This is a genomic window from Undibacterium sp. KW1 (genome assembly GCF_009937955.1).
GTDB lineage: Bacteria > Pseudomonadota > Gammaproteobacteria > Burkholderiales > Burkholderiaceae_D > Undibacterium.
On sequence record NZ_AP018439.1, the window covers coordinates 335,950 to 355,865 of the forward strand.

Consider the following 19,916-nt stretch of genomic DNA (forward strand, 5'->3'; position numbering starts at 1 on the left):
ATGCAATGAAACAAATCCTGTCGGATGATTTTCCGCGTAACCGCTGGCTGGGGCTGATCCTGGTGGTGATTTTTTTCGGACTGGCTTTTGCGCCCTTTATCACCAGCGGCGCACGGCCTTTGAATACTGCCGCCACCATCTGTGTCTACATCGTGTTGGTTGCTTCGTATGATTTGTTGCTGGGCTATACCGGCATAGTCTCATTTGCCCACACTATGTTTTTTGGTATAGGCGCATACGGTATAGGTCTGGCGCTGGCCAGTGGCACGCCATCATGGGGACTGGCTGCTGTCGGCTTGCTGGCAGCATTGCTGGTGACACTGGTGCTGGCCTTGATCGTTGGTCTGTTTGCCTTGCGTGTGCGGGCGATTTTCTACGCCATGATCACGCTGGCGGTGGCCTCATCCTTTGCTGTGCTGGCATCGCAATTGTCGGATTTTACCGGCGGCGAAGACGGCAAGACTTTCAGCGTGCCTGCTTTGCTGTCGCCTGCTTATCGCCTGTTCGAGAACGAGATATTTGGCCGTGTGGTGGATGGCAAGGTGATTACCTACTACATCGTATTCATAGGCTGCGCCCTGTTATTTCTGTTCTTGCTGCGCATCGTCAATTCCCCTTTTGGCCGGGTCTTGCAGGCCATACGCGAAAATGATTTCCGTGCCGAGGCACTGGGTTACCGTACCGTGTATTACCGCATCCTGGCGAATTGCATTGCCGCTCTGGTTGCGGCAATGGCGGGTGCCTTGATGGCCTTGTGGCTGCGCTATGTCGGGCCCAAGACCATGTTGAGTTTTGAAGTCATGACAGACATTTTATTGATCGTCGTGATAGGTGGCATGGGGACCATGTATGGGGCAGTGGTTGGTGCGACCTTGTTCATACTGGCGCAGAATTATTTGAAAAGTTTGATGGGCGTGGCATCGTCGTCTTTGGTTGATGTGCCGCTGCTGGCGAATGCCTTGCATCCGGATCGATGGATGTTGTGGTTGGGGGTATTGTTTGTGGTGTCGATTTATTTTTTCCCGGCGGGGATAGTGGGGAAATTGAGGGGTAGTGGGCTTAAAAATTGATTCCTTCCCCTTCAAGGGGAAGGTTAGGATGGGGATGGGGTTCTGTCGATAAACGGCAGTCATATATTCGTCGCTCCAGCGCAGGCTGGAGCCCAGTGGCGTTCGTTGCATACTTGAGCTTTTAATAAAGCGATTGTCCTTCGTGGATGCAAGCCGGGTCTCGGCCCGGCGGCCGAATCCCTTTCTTTGCTTCGCCAAAGAAAGGAATCAAAGAAAGGCGACCGCAGACTTGCCCTTCGGGTGCTTGCGCTACGCTCCAGCACAATTTGCGCATCACAAAAAATGGGAAAGCTTCGAAACTCGCTACGCTCAAACAACGAAGCTTTCTGATCCATTTTCTGTGACGCACAAATTGCAGCGTCCCAAGCGGTTGAAGGTCAAAAGCAACGACAACCCCAACGTCAAACCCAACAGCAACACCAACGATTCACGTAATTTTATCCCTTAGCTTTTTGCAAGCGGCAGGCCATCTGCGTACTCCCCATACAAAGCTGGCCTGCCGTCCTTGCAAATCAGCGGCTATCCTGTTTCGAAACGAACTCCCTGTCCAGCAAGGAATAGCATTTAAGATCAACATAACGCCCATGCTTGTATTCACATTCACGCAAGACACCTTCGAGCCGGAAACCCAGTTTTTCTATCAAGCGCCAGCTGGCAATATTCTCTGGCTCAACCATGGCTTGCAAGCGGTGCAGGCCGAGGTGTTCAAAGCAGTGAGTGATGATAACGTTCATACATTCAGGTATCACGGCCTTGCCCCAGTGGTCGGGCGAAAGCCAGAAGCCGGTTTCTGCGCAATGGTGTTCTTGTTCCCACTCATGCAGGCCGCAAGTGCCTATCAATTGTTCAGGGTCCTCTTTGCTGCATATACCCCACCACAGGCCTGAGCCGTCCAGCCAGACCTGTTCATACCAGTCCATTTGTTCCTGGCTTGATGCCAGGGTGTCATAGCTGATGCCATAATATTCAGTGACACGCGGGTCGGATAAACCACGAAAAATGGCTGGCATGTCGGTGGCGACGATGCGGCGTAGTTGGTAGCTGGCGGTCTGCAGGGCGGGGAAGGCTTTGGTTTCAGGCATATAAGCTTTGCAATAACAGGTAACAATCAGACATTCTAATGCCTGTAGATGCATGGAGTTACGCTGTTCTGTCACTCCTTAACAGAGCAAAATCTGGGATAATCCGTCTGCTCGTTATCAGCGAGTGAATTGATTAACAATATTGAAGAAATAATGAGCCCAGAGCAACGCAAAGAAGCTTCCGAACTGGAATTGCATAAACGTGGTATCCGCATCAATGTGCAATTGCATGTGATTGAGTCTGATGAAGAAGTGGAGCTGCGCACGCCTGAAGAATTGATGCAGCGCATGCTGGCCTTGTGGGCGGTGACTGCAGTAGCTACCGGTGGTGATGTTGCACACTATCGCTCGTATCTGGACGCGCATGGTCTGAAGGCCTGTTTGTCAGCGCAGGAAAACGCATTCCTGTTTGCGGATGACACCACTGAAGAATTACGTACTCAATTTCTGCAAAGGCAGGAAGCCCTGTATTTCCTGGCCTGGGCCGCAGGTTTGACAGACAAACTGGCGGTTCCTACGCAAGCTGCAAACCTGAAACAAATTCTGAAATTATTTCCGCATGCAATGGAAGCACCTGAACGTTTGCAGGCAGCCCTGAAGCCGCGCCGCAAGGGGCAGGTGCTGGACTGGTCTGATTTGTTATATCGCCTGCATTGGGCGGTTCGCCATGCACACATCACTGGCCGCGATGCACCAGGTAATCTGAATGCAGATGCGGTGCGCGAATGGCATCAGGCGGCCAACTGGCTATGTCAGTATGAAGAAGAAAATGACTGGGACAAGGTCAGTACCGAAACCTGAAGTAAGCGCCGTGAAAAAGATAGTCAGTAAGACTTGATGCTTATACGTCCAGTTTTGCAATCATTGACTTCTTCCAGCATCTTCTGGCAGCGCGGGCCAGAAAATTCAGCCTGCAGGGCGTCGAGAAAAACCCGGGTGCGTGCAGGCATCAGGCGGCGGCCAGGAAATACCGCCCAGACAGTGACTTCAGGCAGTTTCCAGTCTTCCAGCAAGGGTACCAGTTCACCCTTATGCACATGCTGACCGGCAAAGTGATCCGCCAGCATGGTGATGCCTTTGCCACGCACAGCAAGGCGCGTCAGCAGTTCTGGCGAGTTGGCACTGGCTCGGCCAGGGGGTATGCCTTCCCAGACTGCGCCATCTTTTTCCATGCGCCAGATCGAAGGTTCGCCATTGCGCGCCGTCAGGCGCAGGCAATCATGTTCCATTAGGGCCTCCGGTTCTGCTGGTGCACCATGCAATTTCAAGTAAGCAGGTGAGGCATACAGGCCTATGCTGAAGCGCACCAGTCCCCGTGCCGCAAGTGAAGCGTCATCGGGTAGGTCACCAACACGGATGGCCACATCAAAATTCTCTCCTATCAAATCCACCCGGCGTGGTGACAAATCCAGCTCCAGGTTGACGGAAGGGTATTTGCTGATGAAATCAGATAACAATTCACCCATCTGATGATTCGCAAAATCTCCAGGCATCGATACTTTCAGTCTGCCATTCGGCTCTGCCTGCCTGTGCTGGGTCAGGGCCAGCGTGGCATCTACTTCTTCCTGCACATGTTGTGCATGCAGTAAAACATTTTTCCCCAGGTCAGTCACCGTCAGCTTGCGCGTAGTGCGCAAGATCAGGCGCTCGCCTAGCTGGGCTTCAAGTGCAGATATACGGCGTGACAAGGTCGATTTGGGTACGCCCAGCTTCTCTGCCGCCTTGCTGAAGCTGCCTTCTTCAACTACGCGGGCAAATAGCAAAAGGTCATTGGCCTCCAGGGTCATGATCGCATCCTCATACTAATCCTCTATTTTCCTATTTTTGGAACAATGATATCCATTTTAATGCCTTCCGGAATATTTTTGGAACGATTAAAGTACGTCCATCAACTCTTTATCTGAAAGGAACACAAAATGAACATCCTGCAAATCAACTCCAGCGCCCGTGCCCAAGCTTCTCATTCCACGCAACTGGCAAACAGCCTGGTTGAGGCTTTACTGGAAACATCTTCTGGTGCCACTGTGAATGTACGTGACCTGGGTAGTAATCCTCACCCCATACTTGATGAAACAGCACTGCAAGCCCTGTTCACACCAGCAGACCAGCGCACGACAGAACAGCAAGCCCGCGTTGCCCTCGATGATGCGCTGATAGCAGAAATCCAGGCCGCAGACGTGGTCGTACTCGGCGCACCCATGTACAACTTTGGTATCTCTGCTCAATTGAAAAACTGGATAGATGCGATTTCCCGCGCCCAGGTGACTTTCCGTTATACCGCCAATGGCCCTGAAGGCCTGTTGACTGGTAAGAAAGTGTATGTGGTACTGACACGTGGTGGCCTGTATCGCAATACGCCAAACGACACGCAAATGCCTTACCTGAAAACCTTCTTTGGCTTCCTGGGTATGACCGATGTAGAGTTTGTCTATGCAGAAGGTCTGGCCATGGGCCCGGATGCAGAAAAAGCATCTCTGGCTTCAGCACACCAGCAAATTAATGATTTACTGCCTGCTTAATAATTTACCGGCAATTTATCAGGACTTATGCAAAATTGTCCCAACAAGGCGTCAGCGACGAAGACAGTACTTTAGTACGGCTAGGAGCTGCAACGCAGTTGGGGCGGTTTTGCGTAAGTCCTATTTACAAGGATTATGGATCATGGAAACGAAAGATGTAGTTGTACGCAACACAGTTCAACAGGCTGAAAGCGTGAACACTTCACGCACGGTAGAACAACTGGTCGCCGGGCAGCCTACTTCAGATGGTGCCGGTGTCAAGCTGACACGGGTATTGACGCAGCCACTGCAATATCGGCTGGACCCCTTCCTCATGCTGGATGCGTTCGGCAGTGATGAGGCAGGTGACTACATCGCCGGTTTCCCCAGCCATCCGCACCGTGGTTTTGAAACTGTTACTTATATGCTGGCTGGCCGCATGCGCCACCGCGACAGTGCCGGTAATGAAGGCTTGCTGCAAAACGGCGGTGTGCAATGGATGACGGCTGGTCGTGGTGTGATTCACTCAGAAATGCCGGAACAGGAAGAAGGCCGCATGGCAGGCTTCCAGTTATGGCTGAACCTGCCAGCAAAAGACAAGATGATCGCCCCCTGGTACCGCGATATCCAGAGCGACACCATTCCTGAATTGCTGACGGCAGCAGGTGTCAAGGTACGCATTATCGCCGGTAGTAGCCATGGCATTGCAGGAGCCGTGCAGCGTGAAGTGACTCAGCCGCTGTACCTGGATATACACATGCCAGCCGGTAGCACTTTTAGCCACAGCCTGCCTGCCAGTTTCAATGCCTTTGTGTATGTCTATGAAGGTGAAGTGCAGATAGGCGAGCGTGAAGTGCCGGTGCAACGCATGGCGATATTGAAAAAAACGCCGGATGCGGATGGGGTGGTGATTGATGCCAAAGTTGATAGCCGCTTGTTGTTGATTGCCGGTCAGCCCTTGGGGGAAACCATTGTTCAGTATGGGCCGTTTGTGATGAATAGTCAGGCGGAGATATTCAAGGCGATTAGCGATTTTCGCGAAGGCAAACTGGTGAGCGCTGATTGAGCTACTGCGCGACGCGATTTTGAGCCTGCGATGCTCGTCGTACTAAAGTACGACTGCGCGTCCGAATTTGAACTTCGTCAAACTAGCGCCGCTCGCTACGCTCACTCAGCACTCACGGGGCTATAGATATTTAGAGAACGAAAAATCAATTGTAGGTTGGGCTACGCCTTATCAGCCCAACACTCGGCCTCGAAGCAACGTATACGTTTATTAAACGCCCAGTGTTGGGCTGGTAAACCGTAGCCCAACCTACGAAGCCAGGCTCTCACTACCGATAATCAAAATCTACATGTAAGGAAAACAAAATGAAACAAGCAGAAACCATAGGACCCGTCTTCGGCTCCTTCATCGCCCGCGTCTTGATCGCCCTGATCTTCGTGGCATCCGGTGCCAGCAAGATATCCGGCTTTGAGCAAACTGTAGGCTACATCGCCAGCAAGGGCTTGCCTTTGCCAGCACTGGGTGCGATCGCTGCCATCGTGGTGGAACTGGGCGGCGGCCTCATGGTCATCGTCGGCTGGCGTGCACGCTGGGCTGCAACTGCGATGATCTTGTTCACATTGGCAGCGGCTTTCATCTTCCATAATTTCTGGGGAGTACCAGCAGATGCCGCGCAAAACCAGATGATACACTTCATGAAGAATATCTCCATGGCAGGTGGCCTGCTGTATATCCTGATACATGGCAGCGGTGGCTGGAATCTGGATGGGCGTAAAGCCTGATAGGGAATATCTTACTCAGCTTCAATAGTTAATATAGCGGATTTGTCTGACGGCAAATCCGCTGTTTTTTTGCGTGAGAATGTAGCCGTTTCATCGTCTTGTAATCTTGCCTTCATACGCCTGACATATTCTTGTCCAATACTCCCGTGGATTAGCTCAATTGTCCAGACGGGGTAAATGCGATGAAGATAGAAATCAACGGGATTTCCAAAACCTTTAAAGGCGGCTATCAGGCGCTGGATAATATTGCACTGACTTTTAAGTCTGGTGAAATGGTCGCGCTCATCGGTGCATCCGGTTCTGGCAAGTCGACTTTACTGCGTCATATCTCTGGCCTGATCACCGCCAATGCTGATAAGAATGATATACGCCTCGGTGAGCAAGTCTTGCAGGCGAATGGCGTGGTCGGCAAGCAGATACGTCATTTGCGTTCGCAAATCGGTTTTGTTTTCCAGCAATTCAATCTGGTCGGGCGTTTGCCTGTGCTGACCAATGTTCTCACCGGTGGCATCGCCCGCATCCCACTGTGGCGCAGTTGTTTCCGTATTTTTACTAAAGAAGAGAAAACCCTGGGGCTGGCCGCGCTGGCACGTGTGGGTATTGCCGAGCATGCCTATAAACGTGCATCTGCCTTGTCCGGCGGTCAGCAACAGCGTGCAGCGATTGCCCGCACCATAGTTCAACAAGCCAAGGTCATCCTGGCAGATGAGCCGATAGCCTCGCTGGACCCTGAATCTGCACGTCGTGTCATGCAGACCCTGGCTGATTTAAATCGCCAGGATGGTACGACCGTAGTGGTATCCCTGCACCAGGTTGATGTGGCTTTTCGTTTTTGCCCGCGCACTGTTGCGCTGTCGCGTGGCCGTGTCGTGTATGACGGCCCTTCCAGCGAACTGACAGTAGCCATGTTGCGGGACCTGTATGGTGCAGAGGCAGAAGAATTGCTCAATCCCGTATCAGTTAACACGGCAAGTGCTGCACCCGATACCGACGCACTCTCTTTACCCACTCTCGCGGCTGCCGCCTGAGTTTTTTTACCCTTCAGGAGTATTTCCATGTTTCGTCAATTCGTGCGCAGTCTGACCCTGGGCCTGGTGATGGCCGCAACTGCTAGTGCCGTTATGGCAGAAGATACAGTCAAGACTTTAAACTTTGGCATCATTTCTACCGAGTCATCACAAAACCTGAAGCAAGACTGGCAGCCAGTGCTGGATGATATGGGCAAAAAGCTGGGCATCAAGATCAATGCCTTTTTTGCTCCTGACTATGCGGGTGTGATCGAAGGCATGCGTTTCAATAAGGTGCAATTTGCCTGGGTGGGCAATAAATCGGCTATTGAAGCCGTTGATCGTGCCAATTCTGAAGTGTTTGCACAAACCGTGAATGCCGATGGCACTCTCGGTTACTACAGCATGATCAGTGTACACAAGGACAGCCCTTACCAGACAGTGGAAGATGTCTTGAAAAACGCCAAGAACCTCAATTTTGGTATCGGTGATCCAAACTCTACTTCCGGCTTCCTGGTACCCAGCTATTATGTTTTTGCGCAAAACAATGTAAATCCCAAGACAGCTTTCAAGACTGTTCGTGGCGCCAATCATGAAACCAATATTCTGGCCGTGGCCAACAAGCAGGTAGATGCAGCTGTCCATAGCTCCGACGTGCTTGACCGCATCAAGGCACGCCAGCCAGAAACAGCCAGTCAATTGCGCCAGATCTGGAAATCTCCTTTGATCGCTGCTGATCCCCTGGTATGGCGCAAGGATTTGCCTGCCGACATGAAAGCCAAAATCAAGGACTTCTTTATCAACTACGGCAAGACTGGCCCTGATGCAGCGCGTGAAAAAGCACAACTGGCCAAGCTGACTTTGGGTGGTTTCCAGGATTCCAGCAATGCGCAATTGAAGCCTATCCGTCAACTTGAATTGTTCAAGGAAAAAGTCAAGATAGAAGCAGACGTCGCCCTGAACGCAGAGGAAAAGAAAGCCAAGCTGGACGACATCAACCGCAAACTGAACGACATCGCCAAGTCTTGATAGCATGAACAGCACACCAACAGCCCGCCAACAAGTCGTCATGAATTTGCCGGAAGCACCCAAGCGTGATACCGGCAAATTACTGGTCTGGGGCATAGTCCTGGCGATACTTGCCATGTCGTGGAAGGGCGCTGACATGCGCCCGCTGGAATTACTGCGCGATAGCGGCAATATGCTGACCTATGCAGCCAGCTTTTTTCCTCCAGACTTCCATGAATGGCGCATCTATTTGCAAGAGCTGTTGGTGACTTTACAGATCGCTGCGTGGGGAACTGCCCTGGCGGTGGTCTGCTCCATCCCCCTGGGTTTGCTGAGTTCGTCGAATATTGCACCAGCCTGGGTCAGCCAGCCTGTCCGTCGCCTGATGGATGCCGCACGTGCCATCAACGAGATGGTGTTTGCCATGCTGTTCGTAGTGGCCGTTGGCCTTGGTCCTTTTGCCGGTGTGCTGGCCTTGTTCGTGCATACTACGGGCATCTTGTCCAAGTTGTTTTCTGAAGCGGTTGAGGCGATAGACCCACAGCCGGTAGAAGGTATACGTGCAACCGGTGCACATGCGCTGGAAGAGATAGTCTATGGCGTCTTGCCGCAGGTCATGCCGCTATGGGTGTCATTTGCCCTGTACCGTTTTGAATCAAATGTGCGCTCTGCTACTGTCGTTGGCATGGTCGGTGCCGGCGGCATAGGCGTGATCCTGTGGGAAGTTATACGCGCTTTCCAGTATGCGCAGACTTGCGCCGTTTTATTGATGATCGTGCTGACAGTCAGCATGATAGATGTGATTTCTTCCCGTCTCAGAAAAGTTTTTATCTGATATACAGTAGATGCAGCTGATATGCAAACACAAAATCGCCAAATCGTTCAGGGGATCAATCTCCCGCAAGTCATAGACTGGCTGCAAAACCGCGCTGGCGGTCTGTATGGCGGCGAAGCCATCACCCAACTGGAGCATGCCCTGCAATGCGCCAGCCTGGCCATGCAAGAAGGCGCAAGCGATGCCCTGGTTATTGCTGCGCTCTTGCATGATCTGGCACACATGGCGGATGATGAAACCGATGAGACTTTCCCGCATGGCGAGCTGGCAGCCTTGTTGCTGGCTGAGTTGTTTGACCGGGATGTGACTGAACCCATACGCATGCATGTCGATGCCAAGCGTTATCTGTGTGCCGCAGATCCCCTGTACTGGTCAGGTTTGTCACATGCATCACAACGCAGCCTGATCTGGCAGGGTGGCCCGTTCTCCGTGACGCAAGCGACTGAATTCATAGATCAGGACTATGCCGAAGACGCAGTCAGATTGCGTCAGTGGGATGACATGGCAAAAGTGGTCGGTGCCAAGACTGTGGATTTGCAAGTCTTCATCAGCATGATGGAAAAACTGAATTTGCAATTCACGAGACAGGCTGAAACTGTGTGAGGCGGTAGGTAATGCTGGTTGCACCAGCTTTCCGAAGCTGTACTACTCTTTAGCAAATATCTTTAACAGCTTTTGCCCGGCAATATGTATAGGCCCGCTGTTGTCTATGCAGATAATATCCTGGTCATCAGGCACAGCAAATTTCAACCCCCGGTCGAGGCGGTTCAACAAGGCTGCACCAGATTCACGCTGGCGTTTTTCCATACGCTGCCTGATTTGCTCAGGGTCAGCCATGACCCAGATGATGCGTGCATCGGGGAATAACTGGCGCAGTTGTGGCAGGTATTCACGCGAACCATTGACGATGACATCCTGGCCGCATTTGAGCTTGGCCTCGATATTCCTGCGTATGCCATAGCATAAGCCGTTGGCTTGCCACTGCATGCAAAAATGGCCGGCGGCAGCGGCTTGCCAGTAAGCTTCCTGGTTCAATACTTCATGTGCTTCGCTATCATGGGCAGGACGGGTGATTGCCCGCTGCGCAAATTCCAGTGCCGCATTGGTGGGCAGGTTGTCTTTGACCCAGTGCAGCAGGGTATCCTTGCCAGCGCCTGAAGGACCGACGACAAAATACAGGCGGCCAGTAGCAGGCAGGGATTTTTGCTGCACCCTGGCCTGGAAGGGGAAACGCATCCAGAAGTTCAAAGGTGCACCGGGCCGTTCTTCACGGAATATCGTCAGCGCATCAATATCGAGCGGTGTATTGTCCAGCAGGCGTGAGAACTGCTGTTCCGCTGCCTTACGCAAGGCATACTGCGCATCGGCATCCACCTCCAGCAAATCATCGCTGAGTGTCAGGTGGAAGTGATATTCTTCTTCAGTATATGGATAACCCCATTGCTGCAATAGTGCTTCCTGCCTCGCACTGAGACCGGCATGACGGCGCTTGGCCAGATAAGCTGCATCAGGGGCGCGGCGTAACAAGTCAAAGTAACTGACACAGCGCATGGCCAGGGCATTGATCTCGGCTTCATCGCCCTGTGGCCGCAGGGCCAGGAAGTTACCCATCATACGTATCTGCATTTCCCTGATACTGATGACGGGCTGCACCTGTGCAAAGGCGCTGGCCATCTGCATCAGGTCTGCTTCCTGGAAACCTTCAAGCAAGTTGAACGGCGCTTTCAGTGTCGCATGAAAACCATAGCGCCGTGCTTCACTGGTGAGCTGGCTGAGCAGGATATCTGGCAGACCATTGATATGTGATTGCGGTATTTTCCCCGCGTGCATGGGGTCGCGCCCCAGCCAGCTAGCACCGGCCTGCCACCATGGGCTATCTGGTGCTGGGGAAAAGTAGAGGGCATAGCGCATCAGGCGGCCAGTTCCAGGGTTTGCTGATATTGCAGGCGTTGTGGCTCGGCGCAAAATACCAGCTTGCCTGCGGCGATGGTGGCAATCAGGCGTGGACTGCCATCAGCCTGTTTTTCTATCATGATGAGATCAGCACGCTGGCCAGCGGCGATATTGCCTCTGTCATGCAAGCCCAGTACGTCGGCAGGGTTCAGTGACACCAGTTGCCAGGCTTGTGCCAGGCTGCAAACATCTTCCTGCTCCAGGCGGAAAGGCGCATGCAATAAGGCGGGATAATAATAATCAGATGCCAGCGTGTCACACAGGCCACGGCGCACCGCATCACTGGCTGACAGACCGCCGCAATGACTACCACCGAGCAATACATTCGGCGCACCCATGACAACATGGTTGCCAAGGGCTTTCGCTGCCTGCAAGGCTTCTTCTGTCTTGGGGAACTCGCTGACATCAACGCCGAGTTCCTGGAAGCGTTCCCTGTCCATGCGGGTTTCATCATCATGCGATGCCATGGCGATGCCGCGCTGGCGGCAGGCTGCAGCCAGCTGGCTGATCGCCTGCGCTACTTTGGGTGAGCGCGACTGCGCCTTGTGCAGACGTTCCAGAAAACCGGCAACATCGCAACGCGCACGCTCGGCGTAAGCCACCAGTTTTTCAGGAGACGCACTTTTTCTCAGGATGGATGGCAGATGTTCATTGAAGGCAAAGAAGGCGATCAGACCAGACTCTATCCAGTTCAGTGCATCATGCAAGCCATCCAGATGGTGGTTTTCAAAACGCAGATGTATCAGGTGATCGGCATGTACAAAGGATTTTTGAGTCGCTATCTGTTCTAATGTGGCCAGTGCTGCCTCACGTCCGCGCAAGCCACCTTCCCATGAAAAGGTCAGACCGTGGCAGGCTGTGGTAATACCATTGCTGATCAGTTGTCTGTCCGTATCAGCGAAGGCGATGTCGTAGGCAAAGCTGGTGGCTGGGCGCGGTTGTAATTGACGTTCAAAAGCATCACCATGAATATCAACCAGGCCGGGTAATATCAGCAAACCTGTGGCATCAAAAAACTGCTGTTTGTTATGGTGCTGGAAGTGTTTGCTGTCTGTGCTGGCAATGTGTAATCCGTGCAAATAGATGCTGTCTTCAGACCAATCAGCGTGACCGTTCTGGTCTCGTTGCAGATACTTGCCACCCTGTATTGCGATATGCGTTTCCATGCTGATCCCCTTGCTCGCGATGACAAATCATAAACCCGAAATATGACTGGAAATTGACAAGGAAATTCCAGGCCAGATGTCATCAAGACTTCATGTAAGCCTGCTGTAATGTGGGGCTATGAATGCTGACCAAACTCCCAACTCTGCCCAGCAAGAGCGTGCCCGCTGGATGTCCATACTGGCGAAAGCGCCTGCACCAGAACTGGCTGCCAGTGCGCGCAAGTTCGGTGAACTGCCTTCCTATTTATGGTTAAGAAAACCCGAGACCGGCCTGGCCATGGTACGCGCCAGAACCGGTGGCAGTGGAAGCCAGTTCAATCTCGGCGAGATGTCCGTGACGCGTTGTGCCTTGCGGCTGGCGACGGGTGAAACCGGTGTGGCGTATGTGGCTGGTCGCGATCAGCATCATGCAGAATGGGCAGCGATTTTTGATGCGCTGATGCAAGGTGAGCACAGGTCAGTGGTCGAAGAAAATATCATCAAGCCACTGGAGCTATTGTTGCAGCAGAAGCGTGAACAATTGCAGGCTGAAGCGCAAGCAACCAGAGTGGAATTCATGACCATGGTCAGAGGAGAAGATGCATGACATATTCACCGGACACTAGTGAGAAAACTATGTCATCCATGCAGCAACTTTTACCCGCATGGGAAGACACTGTACATGATGCGCAAACAGTTTTCCGCAGTTTGCTGAAAGCCTTGTCCGAGCCTGGCACTATCCAGCGTCTCAGGGTGAATCTGCAAGCGCCAGCACCTTTGCAGATGGCAACAGCTGCAGCTTGCCTGGCCCTGATGGATTATGAAACCACAGCCTGGCTGGCAGATGAACTCGATAATGATGCAGTGCGCACTTATTTGCGCTTTCATTGCGGCCTGCCACTGGTACATGAAAAATCCTCAGCGAATTTTGCAGTATTGGGCAGCTCATTGCAGCAACTGGATTTGCAGGGCTTTGCCCAGGGTAGCATGACTTACCCTGACAAGTCCGCGACTTTGTTGATACAGGTCGATGATCTGGAAAATGGCACTGAATACCAGCTCACAGGCCCCGGCATCAAGGACAAGCGCAGCATCTATATCAGCGGCTTGCCAACGGATTTTGTCAACAAATGGCAAGCCAATCATGCCGCTTTCCCACAAGGTGTAGATGTGATTTTTTGTAGTGGCGACGCGGTAGTCGGTTTGCCGCGCACCAGCAAGATTGCAGCAGTGCAGTCTGAGGAGTTACCATGTACGTAGCCGTCAAAGGTGGCGAAAAAGCCATTGCGCAGTCCTATGAAGCGCTGGCAAAAATGCGCCGTGGTGATACTGCTGTACCCGAACTCAGCATCACCCAGATACGCGAACAAATGTCGCTGGCCGTGGCCAGGGTCATGGGTGAAGCTTCGCTGTATGACAAAGACCTGGCAGCACTCGCCATCAAGCAAGCCAGTGGTGATTTGATAGAAGCCATCTTCCTGCTGCGCGCTTACCGCACAACCTTGCCGCGCCTGATGGCAACCGTGCCAGTGGATACCGCCAATATGCTGATACAAAGACGCATCTCGGCAACTTTCAAGGATGTGCCAGGTGGCCAGGTATTGGGGGCGACTTATGACTATACCCAGCGCCTGCTGGATTTTTCACTGGCGGCTGAAGCCATGGGCAATGGCGGTACTGAACCAATAGATCATGAGAATACAGAAGCAGAAGCCTGTCCGCGTGTACTCGACTTCTTGAATGCAGAGGGTCTGATCGAGCCTGAACTGATGCCTGAAGGTGACCCCGAGCCTTTTGACCTGACACGCGAACCGCTGCAATTCCCCGCCAGTCGCGCCCTGCGCCTGCAAAGCCTGGCACGTGGTGATGAGGGTTTCCTGCTGGCATTGGCCTATTCCACCCAGCGTGGTTATGCCCGCAACCATCCCTTTGCTGGCGAGATACGTTATGGCAAGGTCAATGTGCAAGTCGTGCCTGAAGAATTGGGTTTTGCCATAGACATAGGCGAGATTGACATCACCGAATGCCAGATGGTGAACCAATTCGTCGGTTCGCAAAACGAAGCACCGAAATTTACACGTGGTTATGGCCTGGGTTTTGGTCATTGCGAACGCAAGGCCATGGCCATGGGTGTGGTAGATCGCGCCTTACGCGCCAGCGAGCTGAAAGAAGAAATCACTGCACCAGCACAGATGGAAGAATTTGTGCTCTACCATGCTGACAATGTAGAAGCATCCGGTTTCTTGCAGCATCTGAAGCTGCCGCATTATGTGGATTTCCAGGCTGAACTCAGCCTCTTGCGTGGCATACGTGCCGCTATTGATGCCAAAGTTGCTGAAGCTGACAAGCTTGAAGCAGCAGATGAACAAGCCGCTGAAAAATCCGGCAGGAAGGCAGCGTGATGATGGAGATGGACACCATGGAAACTCAGGGATATCAAGAGACCGCAGAGCAAGCCGCGCCCGCCAGAGCGGAGCCTGAAGCTGGCTATAACTTTGCCTATCTCGATGAGCAAACCAAGCGCATGATCAGGCGTGCCATTTTGAAAGCTGTTGCCATACCTGGTTACCAGGTACCATTCGGCGGGCGTGAAATGCCCCTGCCTTATGGCTGGGGTACGGGTGGCATACAAGTCACTGCCGCCATCATAGGCCAGGATGATGTCTTGAAAGTCATAGATCAAGGATCTGACGATACTACCAATGCAGTCAATATCCGCCGCTTCTTCCGTCGTACCACAGGTGTGGCAACCACCGAAAAAACTACTGCGGCGACCGTCATACAAACCCGCCACCGTATCCCGGAAACCCCTTTGGCTGAAGGCCAGATCATGGTGTATCAGGTGCCTATCCCTGAACCCCTGCGCTGGCTGGAACCCAGCGAAACCGAGACACGCAAATACCATGCGATGGCTGACTATGGCCTCATGAGCGTCAAACTGTATGAAGATATCGCCAGGTTGGGCAAGATAGAAACTGCTTATGATTATCCCGTCATCGTCAACGAGCGCTATCTGATGCGTCCTTCACCGATCCCCAAGTTTGACAATCCCAAGATGGACAAGAATCCAGCCCTGCAATTGTTTGGTGCCGGTCGTGAAAAACGCATTTATGCCGTGCCGCCTTACACGCCTGTTAAGAGCCTGGATTTTGAAGATTATCCTTTCGAGATAGAACACTGGGATCACCGCTGCGCCATGTGCGATGCGAATGATAGTTTCCTTGATGAAGTCATCGTTGATGACCAGGGTTCACGCATGTTTGTCTGCAGCGATACTGATTATTGCCGCACCCGCAGGGAAGAGCAGGCATGAGCAATTTGAATACCGATAGCATGCAACCCCTGCTGCAAGCGCGCAATGTCAGCAAATTCTATGGTGGCAAGACGGCTTGTGAACAAGTCAACCTCAGCCTGTATCCGGGAGAAGTGCTGGGCATAGTCGGTGAATCCGGCTCTGGAAAATCCACGCTGTTGAATTGCCTGGCAGGTCAGTTGCAGCCAGAGCAGGGTGAAGTCTTGTTCAATACCCGCGATGAAGGCATGGTCGAGTTGTTCACCATCAGCGAGGCACGTCGCCGTTTGCTGGCACGCACAGACTGGGGCTTTGTCCACCAAAGTGCCAGGGATGGTCTGCGGGTAGAAGTCTCTGCCGGTGCCAACGTCGGTGAACGCCTGATGGCCGTTGGTGCCCGCCATTATGGCCAGATACGTGCCGAGGCGCAGGACTGGTTGCACAGGGTGGAAATTGATGCGGCGCGTATTGATGACTTGCCGCGCGATTTCTCGGGCGGCATGCAACAGCGCTTGCAAATCGCCCGTAACCTGGTGACCAAACCGCGCCTGATTTTTATGGATGAACCTACGGCCAGCCTTGACGTTTCCGTGCAGGCGCGCTTGCTGGATTTATTACGCCAACTGGTTTCGCAATTGCAGGTCGCCGCCGTCATTGTCACCCATGACCTGGCTGTGGCGCGTTTGCTTGCTCACCGCCTCATAGTCATGCGCCAGGGGCAGGTAGTTGAGGAGGGTTTGACTGATCAGGTGCTCGATGATCCGCAACATCCCTATACCCAGTTGCTGGTGTCATCCGTTTTGCAGGCTTGAGGAACACATGTTGAAACGTATCGTAGTTGACGGTCTTTCCAAGGACTTTACCTTGCATCTGCAAGGCGGGCAGGAAATGTCCATCCTGTCAAAAATAGACATGCAGGTAGATGCCGGTGAATGCGTGGTCATCCATGCGCCTTCAGGTGCAGGCAAGAGTACCCTGCTGCGCTGTCTGTATGCCAATTACCGTGCCAGCAGTGGCAGCGTGAATATCTGGCACAAGGGTGACTCGGACGAAGGCGGCTGGGTCGATGTGCAATCGGCACCTGCACAACAGGTGCTGGCAGTCAGGCATAGTACCCTGGGTTTCGTGACCCAGTTCCTGCGCGTGATACCCCGCATCAGCACTCTGGATCTGGTGGCAGAACCCTTGCTCATGCGCGGCGTGGAAAAACAGGCTGCTTATGAACAGGCAGAAGAATTATTGTCACGCCTGCGCATACCCAAACGTTTGTGGCAAATCCCGCCTGCGACTTTTTCTGGTGGTGAACAACAGCGCGTCAATATCGCCCGCACCATGATTTGCGATTACCCCATACTTTTGCTTGATGAACCTACCGCTTCACTGGATGAAGCTAATCGTGCCACTGTCATCGACATGATCAATGCCGCACGTGAACGCGGTGCTGCTGTCGTCGGCATCTTTCATGATGAAGTCGTGCGCCAGGCACTTGCAACCAGAATTTTCTCCATCCCCGCAGCAGTCTCTTTGGTGGCAGCATGATGAACAGAATAGAAAATGCACAAATTGTTTTGGCCGATGAAATCATCAACGGCTCCATGCTGGTAGAGCAGGGCAGGATAGCTGACCTGACAGAAGCCGCACGTGCTTCCAGCGTCACGGGTACTGATGATTGGCAGGGTGATTATCTCTTGCCCGGCATGGTAGAGCTGCATACCGACAATCTGGAAAAACACCTGATGCCACGCCCCAAGGTAGTCTGGCCCACGCTGCCTGCGATACTGGCGCATGATGCCCAGATCGCTGCATCCGGCATCACGACCGTGCTCGATGCAATTTCAGTTGGTGATATCGATTCAGACAGCCTGCGCAATGACAGCCTCGACTCATGTACCCAAGGTTTGCGCATGGCCGCAGACTCAGGCATCTTGCGTGCAGATCACTTCCTGCACATGCGCCTGGAGCTGGCAGAAGAAGGCTTGCTGGACATGTTCGCCCCTTATCTGCATGACGAACGTCTGAAGCTGGTTTCGCTCATGGACCATACCCCCGGCCAAAGACAATGGACAGACCTGACACATTACCGTGTCTATGTATCCGGCAAGCGCGGCTGGAGCGAAGAAAAAGTGGATTCCATGCTGGAGCGTTTGCTGCTCAGGCAAGTCGCCTACGCAGCATCCAATCGCCGCGCCATCGTCGCCAGTTGCCGTGAACTGGATGTGCCAGTTCCACTGGCTACGCATGACGATACAACGGTAGAACATGTGGCTGAAGGTGTCGATGATGGCGTGACGATATCTGAATTTCCCACCACCGTTGCTGCTGCCAGGGCTGCCCGTGAACAAGGCCTGGGCATCATCATGGGTGCACCGAATATGGTGCGTGGTGGCTCGCATTCCGGCAATGTATCGGCAGCAGAATTGGCCAGGCTGGATCTGCTGGATGTACTGTCTTCAGACTATGTGCCAGCAAGTCTCTTGCATGCAGCTTTTCTGTTGCAAAATGAAGGCTTTGGCTTGCCCAAGGCTGTGGCAACCGTCACGCGCAATCCGGCGCGCATGATAGGTCTGCATGACAGGGGAGAGATTGCCGTGGGCTTGCGGGCAGACTATATGCGTGTGCGCTTGGTGAGCGGTATTCCTGTAGTTATGGGTGTGTGGAAAGCGGGTAACAGAATTGCCTGAATCGATTAAAACCTAAGACCTCTCACCACAGAGGCACAGAGACAGGAAAGGCTTCTTGCAAGAAGCCTTCGTTTCGCAGGCGAACGGCGCGCCGTTCGAAGTCCCTGCTACACCACAGAGAACGACTCTGAGAAGCCAAGAGTAACTCTGTGTCCCGGTGTCTTACAGGATTCAGTTTTGAATAATAATTTAATCCTGATCCAGATGCAAAGAAATCACACCCGCAGCAGGCGTCGCACAAGGCTCATCATCAAAGGCGATATCACCATTCGGGTTTGCTTCGCCATCAACTTTCAAATCCATGAAATTGAACAGGTTCTTGTCCATCAGGTGTGAAGGTGCAACGGTGGACAGGGATGCAAAGATATTGTCGACGCGGCCAGGGAATTTCTTGTCCCATTCACGCATCAAACCCTTGATTTGTTTGCGTTGCAGATTCTCTTGTGAGCCGCATAAATCGCAGGGGATGATGGGGAAGTTTTTGACTTCGGCATAACGCTCAGTGTCGGACTCTTTGACATAAGCCAGCGGGCGGATGACGATGTGCTTGCCATCGTCAGACTGCAGCTTGGCTGGCATGCCCTTGAGTTTGCCACCGAAGAACATATTCAGGAAAAAAGTTTCCAGGATATCGTCACGATGATGGCCAAGTGCGATCTTGGTGGCACCCAGTTCATCGGCCACGCGGTACAAAATACCGCGGCGCAGGCGTGAGCACAGCGAGCAAGTCGTCTTGCCTTCCGGGATCAGGCGTTTGACTATGCTATAGGTATCCTGGTTTTCTATGTGATAGGGTATGCCCAGTTTTTCCAGATAGGCTGGCAGGATATGGTCAGGGAAGTTCGGTTGCTTCTGGTCGAGGTTAACCGCGACGATATCGAAATTGATGGGCGCACGTTCACGCAAGGTCATCAGTATATCCAGCAGGGCATAACTGTCTTTGCCGCCAGACAGGCACACCATGACCTTGTCGCCTTCTTCTATCATATTGAAATCACCTATTGCCTGGCCAACCAGACGGCATAAGCGCTTGTGCAGCTTATTGTTTTCGTAGGTGATTTTTTCCTGTGATTTGGCGGTAGTGGTGGCCGTGGCTTTTACTTCTGCCGGGGTGTCCATCAATGTTTCATTAAGAGCATGCATGATAATGTTCAGATTTCAGTTTTGATCTTGAATACTTCTACGCCTACGCCTTCGCAATCTGGATAGACATCCGGCTTCATGGTAGAGATGCGCACTGCGCGTACTTTAGGGTGCGCCAGCATGATAGTCGCGACATCATCACACAGGGTTTCCTGCAGGTGCACGTGGCCCTTGGAAATGCGGTCAGCTATTGACCCTCGCATGAAATCATAATCGACGACTTCTTCCAGTTGGTCATCCTTGGGCGTAGATAACGCCAGCGGGATATACAAGTCTACATTGAAGAGCACGCGTTGCTCGCCCTTTTTCTCGAACTCATGCACGCCGATGTTGATGGAGATTTCATAATTGCGCAAGAACAGGCGGCGGCAGTCTGAGAGCTGGGGGTGATGCAGGATGGATAACATGGTGGTC

General features: G+C 52.7%; 22 protein-coding genes. 16 read left to right on the forward strand and 6 right to left on the reverse strand.

What is annotated here, in order from left to right:
- The first annotated feature begins 5 nt into the window (after positions 1 to 5).
- Positions 6 to 1,070 carry a branched-chain amino acid ABC transporter permease gene (locus tag UNDKW_RS01510; RefSeq protein ID WP_162061721.1) on the forward strand — a complete coding sequence of 355 codons (1,065 nt, stop codon included), beginning with the start codon at positions 6 to 8 and terminating at the stop codon, positions 1,068 to 1,070.
- Between the two features lie 512 nt (positions 1,071 to 1,582).
- Here UNDKW_RS01510 and UNDKW_RS01515 read toward each other — a convergent pair.
- The gene (locus tag UNDKW_RS01515; RefSeq protein WP_162057310.1) at positions 1,583 to 2,152 is read right to left on the reverse strand and encodes a GNAT family N-acetyltransferase; all 570 of its coding nucleotides are present in this window, start codon (positions 2,150 to 2,152) and stop codon (positions 1,583 to 1,585) included.
- A 153-nt stretch (positions 2,153 to 2,305) separates the two neighbouring features.
- Between UNDKW_RS01515 and UNDKW_RS01520 the strand changes: the two genes are divergently transcribed.
- Positions 2,306 to 2,953, forward strand: coding sequence for a DUF4272 domain-containing protein (locus UNDKW_RS01520; protein WP_162057311.1), 648 nt, complete (start codon positions 2,306 to 2,308; stop codon positions 2,951 to 2,953).
- A gap of 23 nt (positions 2,954 to 2,976) precedes the next feature.
- Here the strand turns inward: UNDKW_RS01520 and UNDKW_RS01525 are convergent, their stop codons facing one another.
- Positions 2,977 to 3,939, reverse strand: coding sequence for a LysR family transcriptional regulator (locus UNDKW_RS01525; RefSeq protein ID WP_162057312.1), 963 nt, complete (start codon positions 3,937 to 3,939; stop codon positions 2,977 to 2,979).
- Positions 3,940 to 4,068: 129 nt separating this feature from the next.
- On the opposite strand from UNDKW_RS01525, the gene UNDKW_RS01530 reads away from it, so the two are divergent.
- From UNDKW_RS01530 to UNDKW_RS01560, 7 genes are all read left to right on the forward strand, one after another.
- On the forward strand, positions 4,069 to 4,671 hold the full coding sequence (locus UNDKW_RS01530) for an FMN-dependent NADH-azoreductase (protein WP_162057313.1): 603 nt from the start codon (positions 4,069 to 4,071) through the stop codon (positions 4,669 to 4,671).
- 142 nt (positions 4,672 to 4,813) lie between these two features.
- A complete protein-coding gene (locus tag UNDKW_RS01535) occupies positions 4,814 to 5,716 on the forward strand; it encodes a pirin family protein (RefSeq protein WP_162057314.1) in 903 nt (300 codons plus the stop codon).
- A 305-nt stretch (positions 5,717 to 6,021) separates the two neighbouring features.
- Positions 6,022 to 6,438, forward strand: coding sequence for a DoxX family protein (locus UNDKW_RS01540; RefSeq protein WP_162057315.1), 417 nt, complete (start codon positions 6,022 to 6,024; stop codon positions 6,436 to 6,438).
- A gap of 182 nt (positions 6,439 to 6,620) precedes the next feature.
- On the forward strand, positions 6,621 to 7,466 hold the full coding sequence (gene phnC / locus UNDKW_RS01545; RefSeq protein ID WP_162057316.1) for a phosphonate ABC transporter ATP-binding protein: 846 nt from the start codon (positions 6,621 to 6,623) through the stop codon (positions 7,464 to 7,466).
- A gap of 27 nt (positions 7,467 to 7,493) precedes the next feature.
- Positions 7,494 to 8,474, forward strand: coding sequence for a phosphonate ABC transporter substrate-binding protein (gene phnD / locus UNDKW_RS01550; protein WP_162057317.1), 981 nt, complete (start codon positions 7,494 to 7,496; stop codon positions 8,472 to 8,474).
- A 40-nt stretch (positions 8,475 to 8,514) separates the two neighbouring features.
- Positions 8,515 to 9,288, forward strand: a complete 774-nt coding sequence (gene phnE / locus UNDKW_RS01555) for a phosphonate ABC transporter, permease protein PhnE (protein ID WP_174244976.1) — start codon at positions 8,515 to 8,517, stop codon at positions 9,286 to 9,288.
- A gap of 21 nt (positions 9,289 to 9,309) precedes the next feature.
- Positions 9,310 to 9,891 carry an HD domain-containing protein gene (locus UNDKW_RS01560; RefSeq protein WP_162057319.1) on the forward strand — a complete coding sequence of 194 codons (582 nt, stop codon included), beginning with the start codon at positions 9,310 to 9,312 and terminating at the stop codon, positions 9,889 to 9,891.
- Between the two features lie 42 nt (positions 9,892 to 9,933).
- Here the strand turns inward: UNDKW_RS01560 and phnN are convergent, their stop codons facing one another.
- Entirely contained in the window at positions 9,934 to 11,199 is a 1,266-nt protein-coding gene (gene phnN, locus UNDKW_RS01565) for a phosphonate metabolism protein/1,5-bisphosphokinase (PRPP-forming) PhnN (protein WP_162057320.1), read from the reverse strand.
- Positions 11,199 to 12,407, reverse strand: a complete 1,209-nt coding sequence (locus UNDKW_RS01570) for an alpha-D-ribose 1-methylphosphonate 5-triphosphate diphosphatase (protein ID WP_162057321.1) — start codon at positions 12,405 to 12,407, stop codon at positions 11,199 to 11,201. Before UNDKW_RS01570 ends, phnN begins: the two co-directional genes overlap by 1 nt.
- A gap of 118 nt (positions 12,408 to 12,525) precedes the next feature.
- On the opposite strand from UNDKW_RS01570, the gene phnG reads away from it, so the two are divergent.
- The 7 genes from phnG to UNDKW_RS01605 are packed head-to-tail and all read left to right on the forward strand — an operon-like array spanning position 12,526 to position 18,359.
- On the forward strand, positions 12,526 to 12,993 hold the full coding sequence (phnG, locus tag UNDKW_RS01575) for a phosphonate C-P lyase system protein PhnG (protein ID WP_162057322.1): 468 nt from the start codon (positions 12,526 to 12,528) through the stop codon (positions 12,991 to 12,993).
- A complete protein-coding gene (phnH, locus tag UNDKW_RS01580) occupies positions 12,990 to 13,646 on the forward strand; it encodes a phosphonate C-P lyase system protein PhnH (RefSeq protein WP_162057323.1) in 657 nt (218 codons plus the stop codon). Before phnG ends, phnH begins: the two co-directional genes overlap by 4 nt.
- A complete protein-coding gene (locus tag UNDKW_RS01585; RefSeq protein WP_162057324.1) occupies positions 13,637 to 14,788 on the forward strand; it encodes a carbon-phosphorus lyase complex subunit PhnI in 1,152 nt (383 codons plus the stop codon). Before phnH ends, UNDKW_RS01585 begins: the two co-directional genes overlap by 10 nt.
- Positions 14,789 to 14,805: 17 nt before the next feature.
- The gene (locus UNDKW_RS01590; RefSeq protein ID WP_162057325.1) at positions 14,806 to 15,699 is read left to right on the forward strand and encodes an alpha-D-ribose 1-methylphosphonate 5-phosphate C-P-lyase PhnJ; all 894 of its coding nucleotides are present in this window, start codon (positions 14,806 to 14,808) and stop codon (positions 15,697 to 15,699) included.
- The gene (gene phnK / locus UNDKW_RS01595) at positions 15,696 to 16,490 is read left to right on the forward strand and encodes a phosphonate C-P lyase system protein PhnK (protein ID WP_197893072.1); all 795 of its coding nucleotides are present in this window, start codon (positions 15,696 to 15,698) and stop codon (positions 16,488 to 16,490) included. The genes UNDKW_RS01590 and phnK overlap by 4 nt, the downstream gene beginning before the upstream one ends.
- A gap of 7 nt (positions 16,491 to 16,497) precedes the next feature.
- Positions 16,498 to 17,217 carry a phosphonate C-P lyase system protein PhnL gene (gene phnL, locus UNDKW_RS01600; protein WP_162057326.1) on the forward strand — a complete coding sequence of 240 codons (720 nt, stop codon included), beginning with the start codon at positions 16,498 to 16,500 and terminating at the stop codon, positions 17,215 to 17,217.
- On the forward strand, positions 17,217 to 18,359 hold the full coding sequence (locus UNDKW_RS01605) for an alpha-D-ribose 1-methylphosphonate 5-triphosphate diphosphatase (RefSeq protein WP_232063200.1): 1,143 nt from the start codon (positions 17,217 to 17,219) through the stop codon (positions 18,357 to 18,359). Before phnL ends, UNDKW_RS01605 begins: the two co-directional genes overlap by 1 nt.
- A 189-nt stretch (positions 18,360 to 18,548) precedes the next feature.
- On the opposite strand, the gene ttcA is transcribed toward UNDKW_RS01605, so the two are convergent.
- Both ttcA and UNDKW_RS01615 read right to left on the reverse strand, forming a co-directional pair.
- Entirely contained in the window at positions 18,549 to 19,478 is a 930-nt protein-coding gene (ttcA, locus tag UNDKW_RS01610) for a tRNA 2-thiocytidine(32) synthetase TtcA (protein ID WP_162061723.1), read from the reverse strand.
- Between the two features lie 32 nt (positions 19,479 to 19,510).
- A complete protein-coding gene (locus UNDKW_RS01615; RefSeq protein WP_162057328.1) occupies positions 19,511 to 19,909 on the reverse strand; it encodes a dihydroneopterin aldolase in 399 nt (132 codons plus the stop codon).
- Positions 19,910 to 19,916 lie beyond the last annotated feature (7 nt).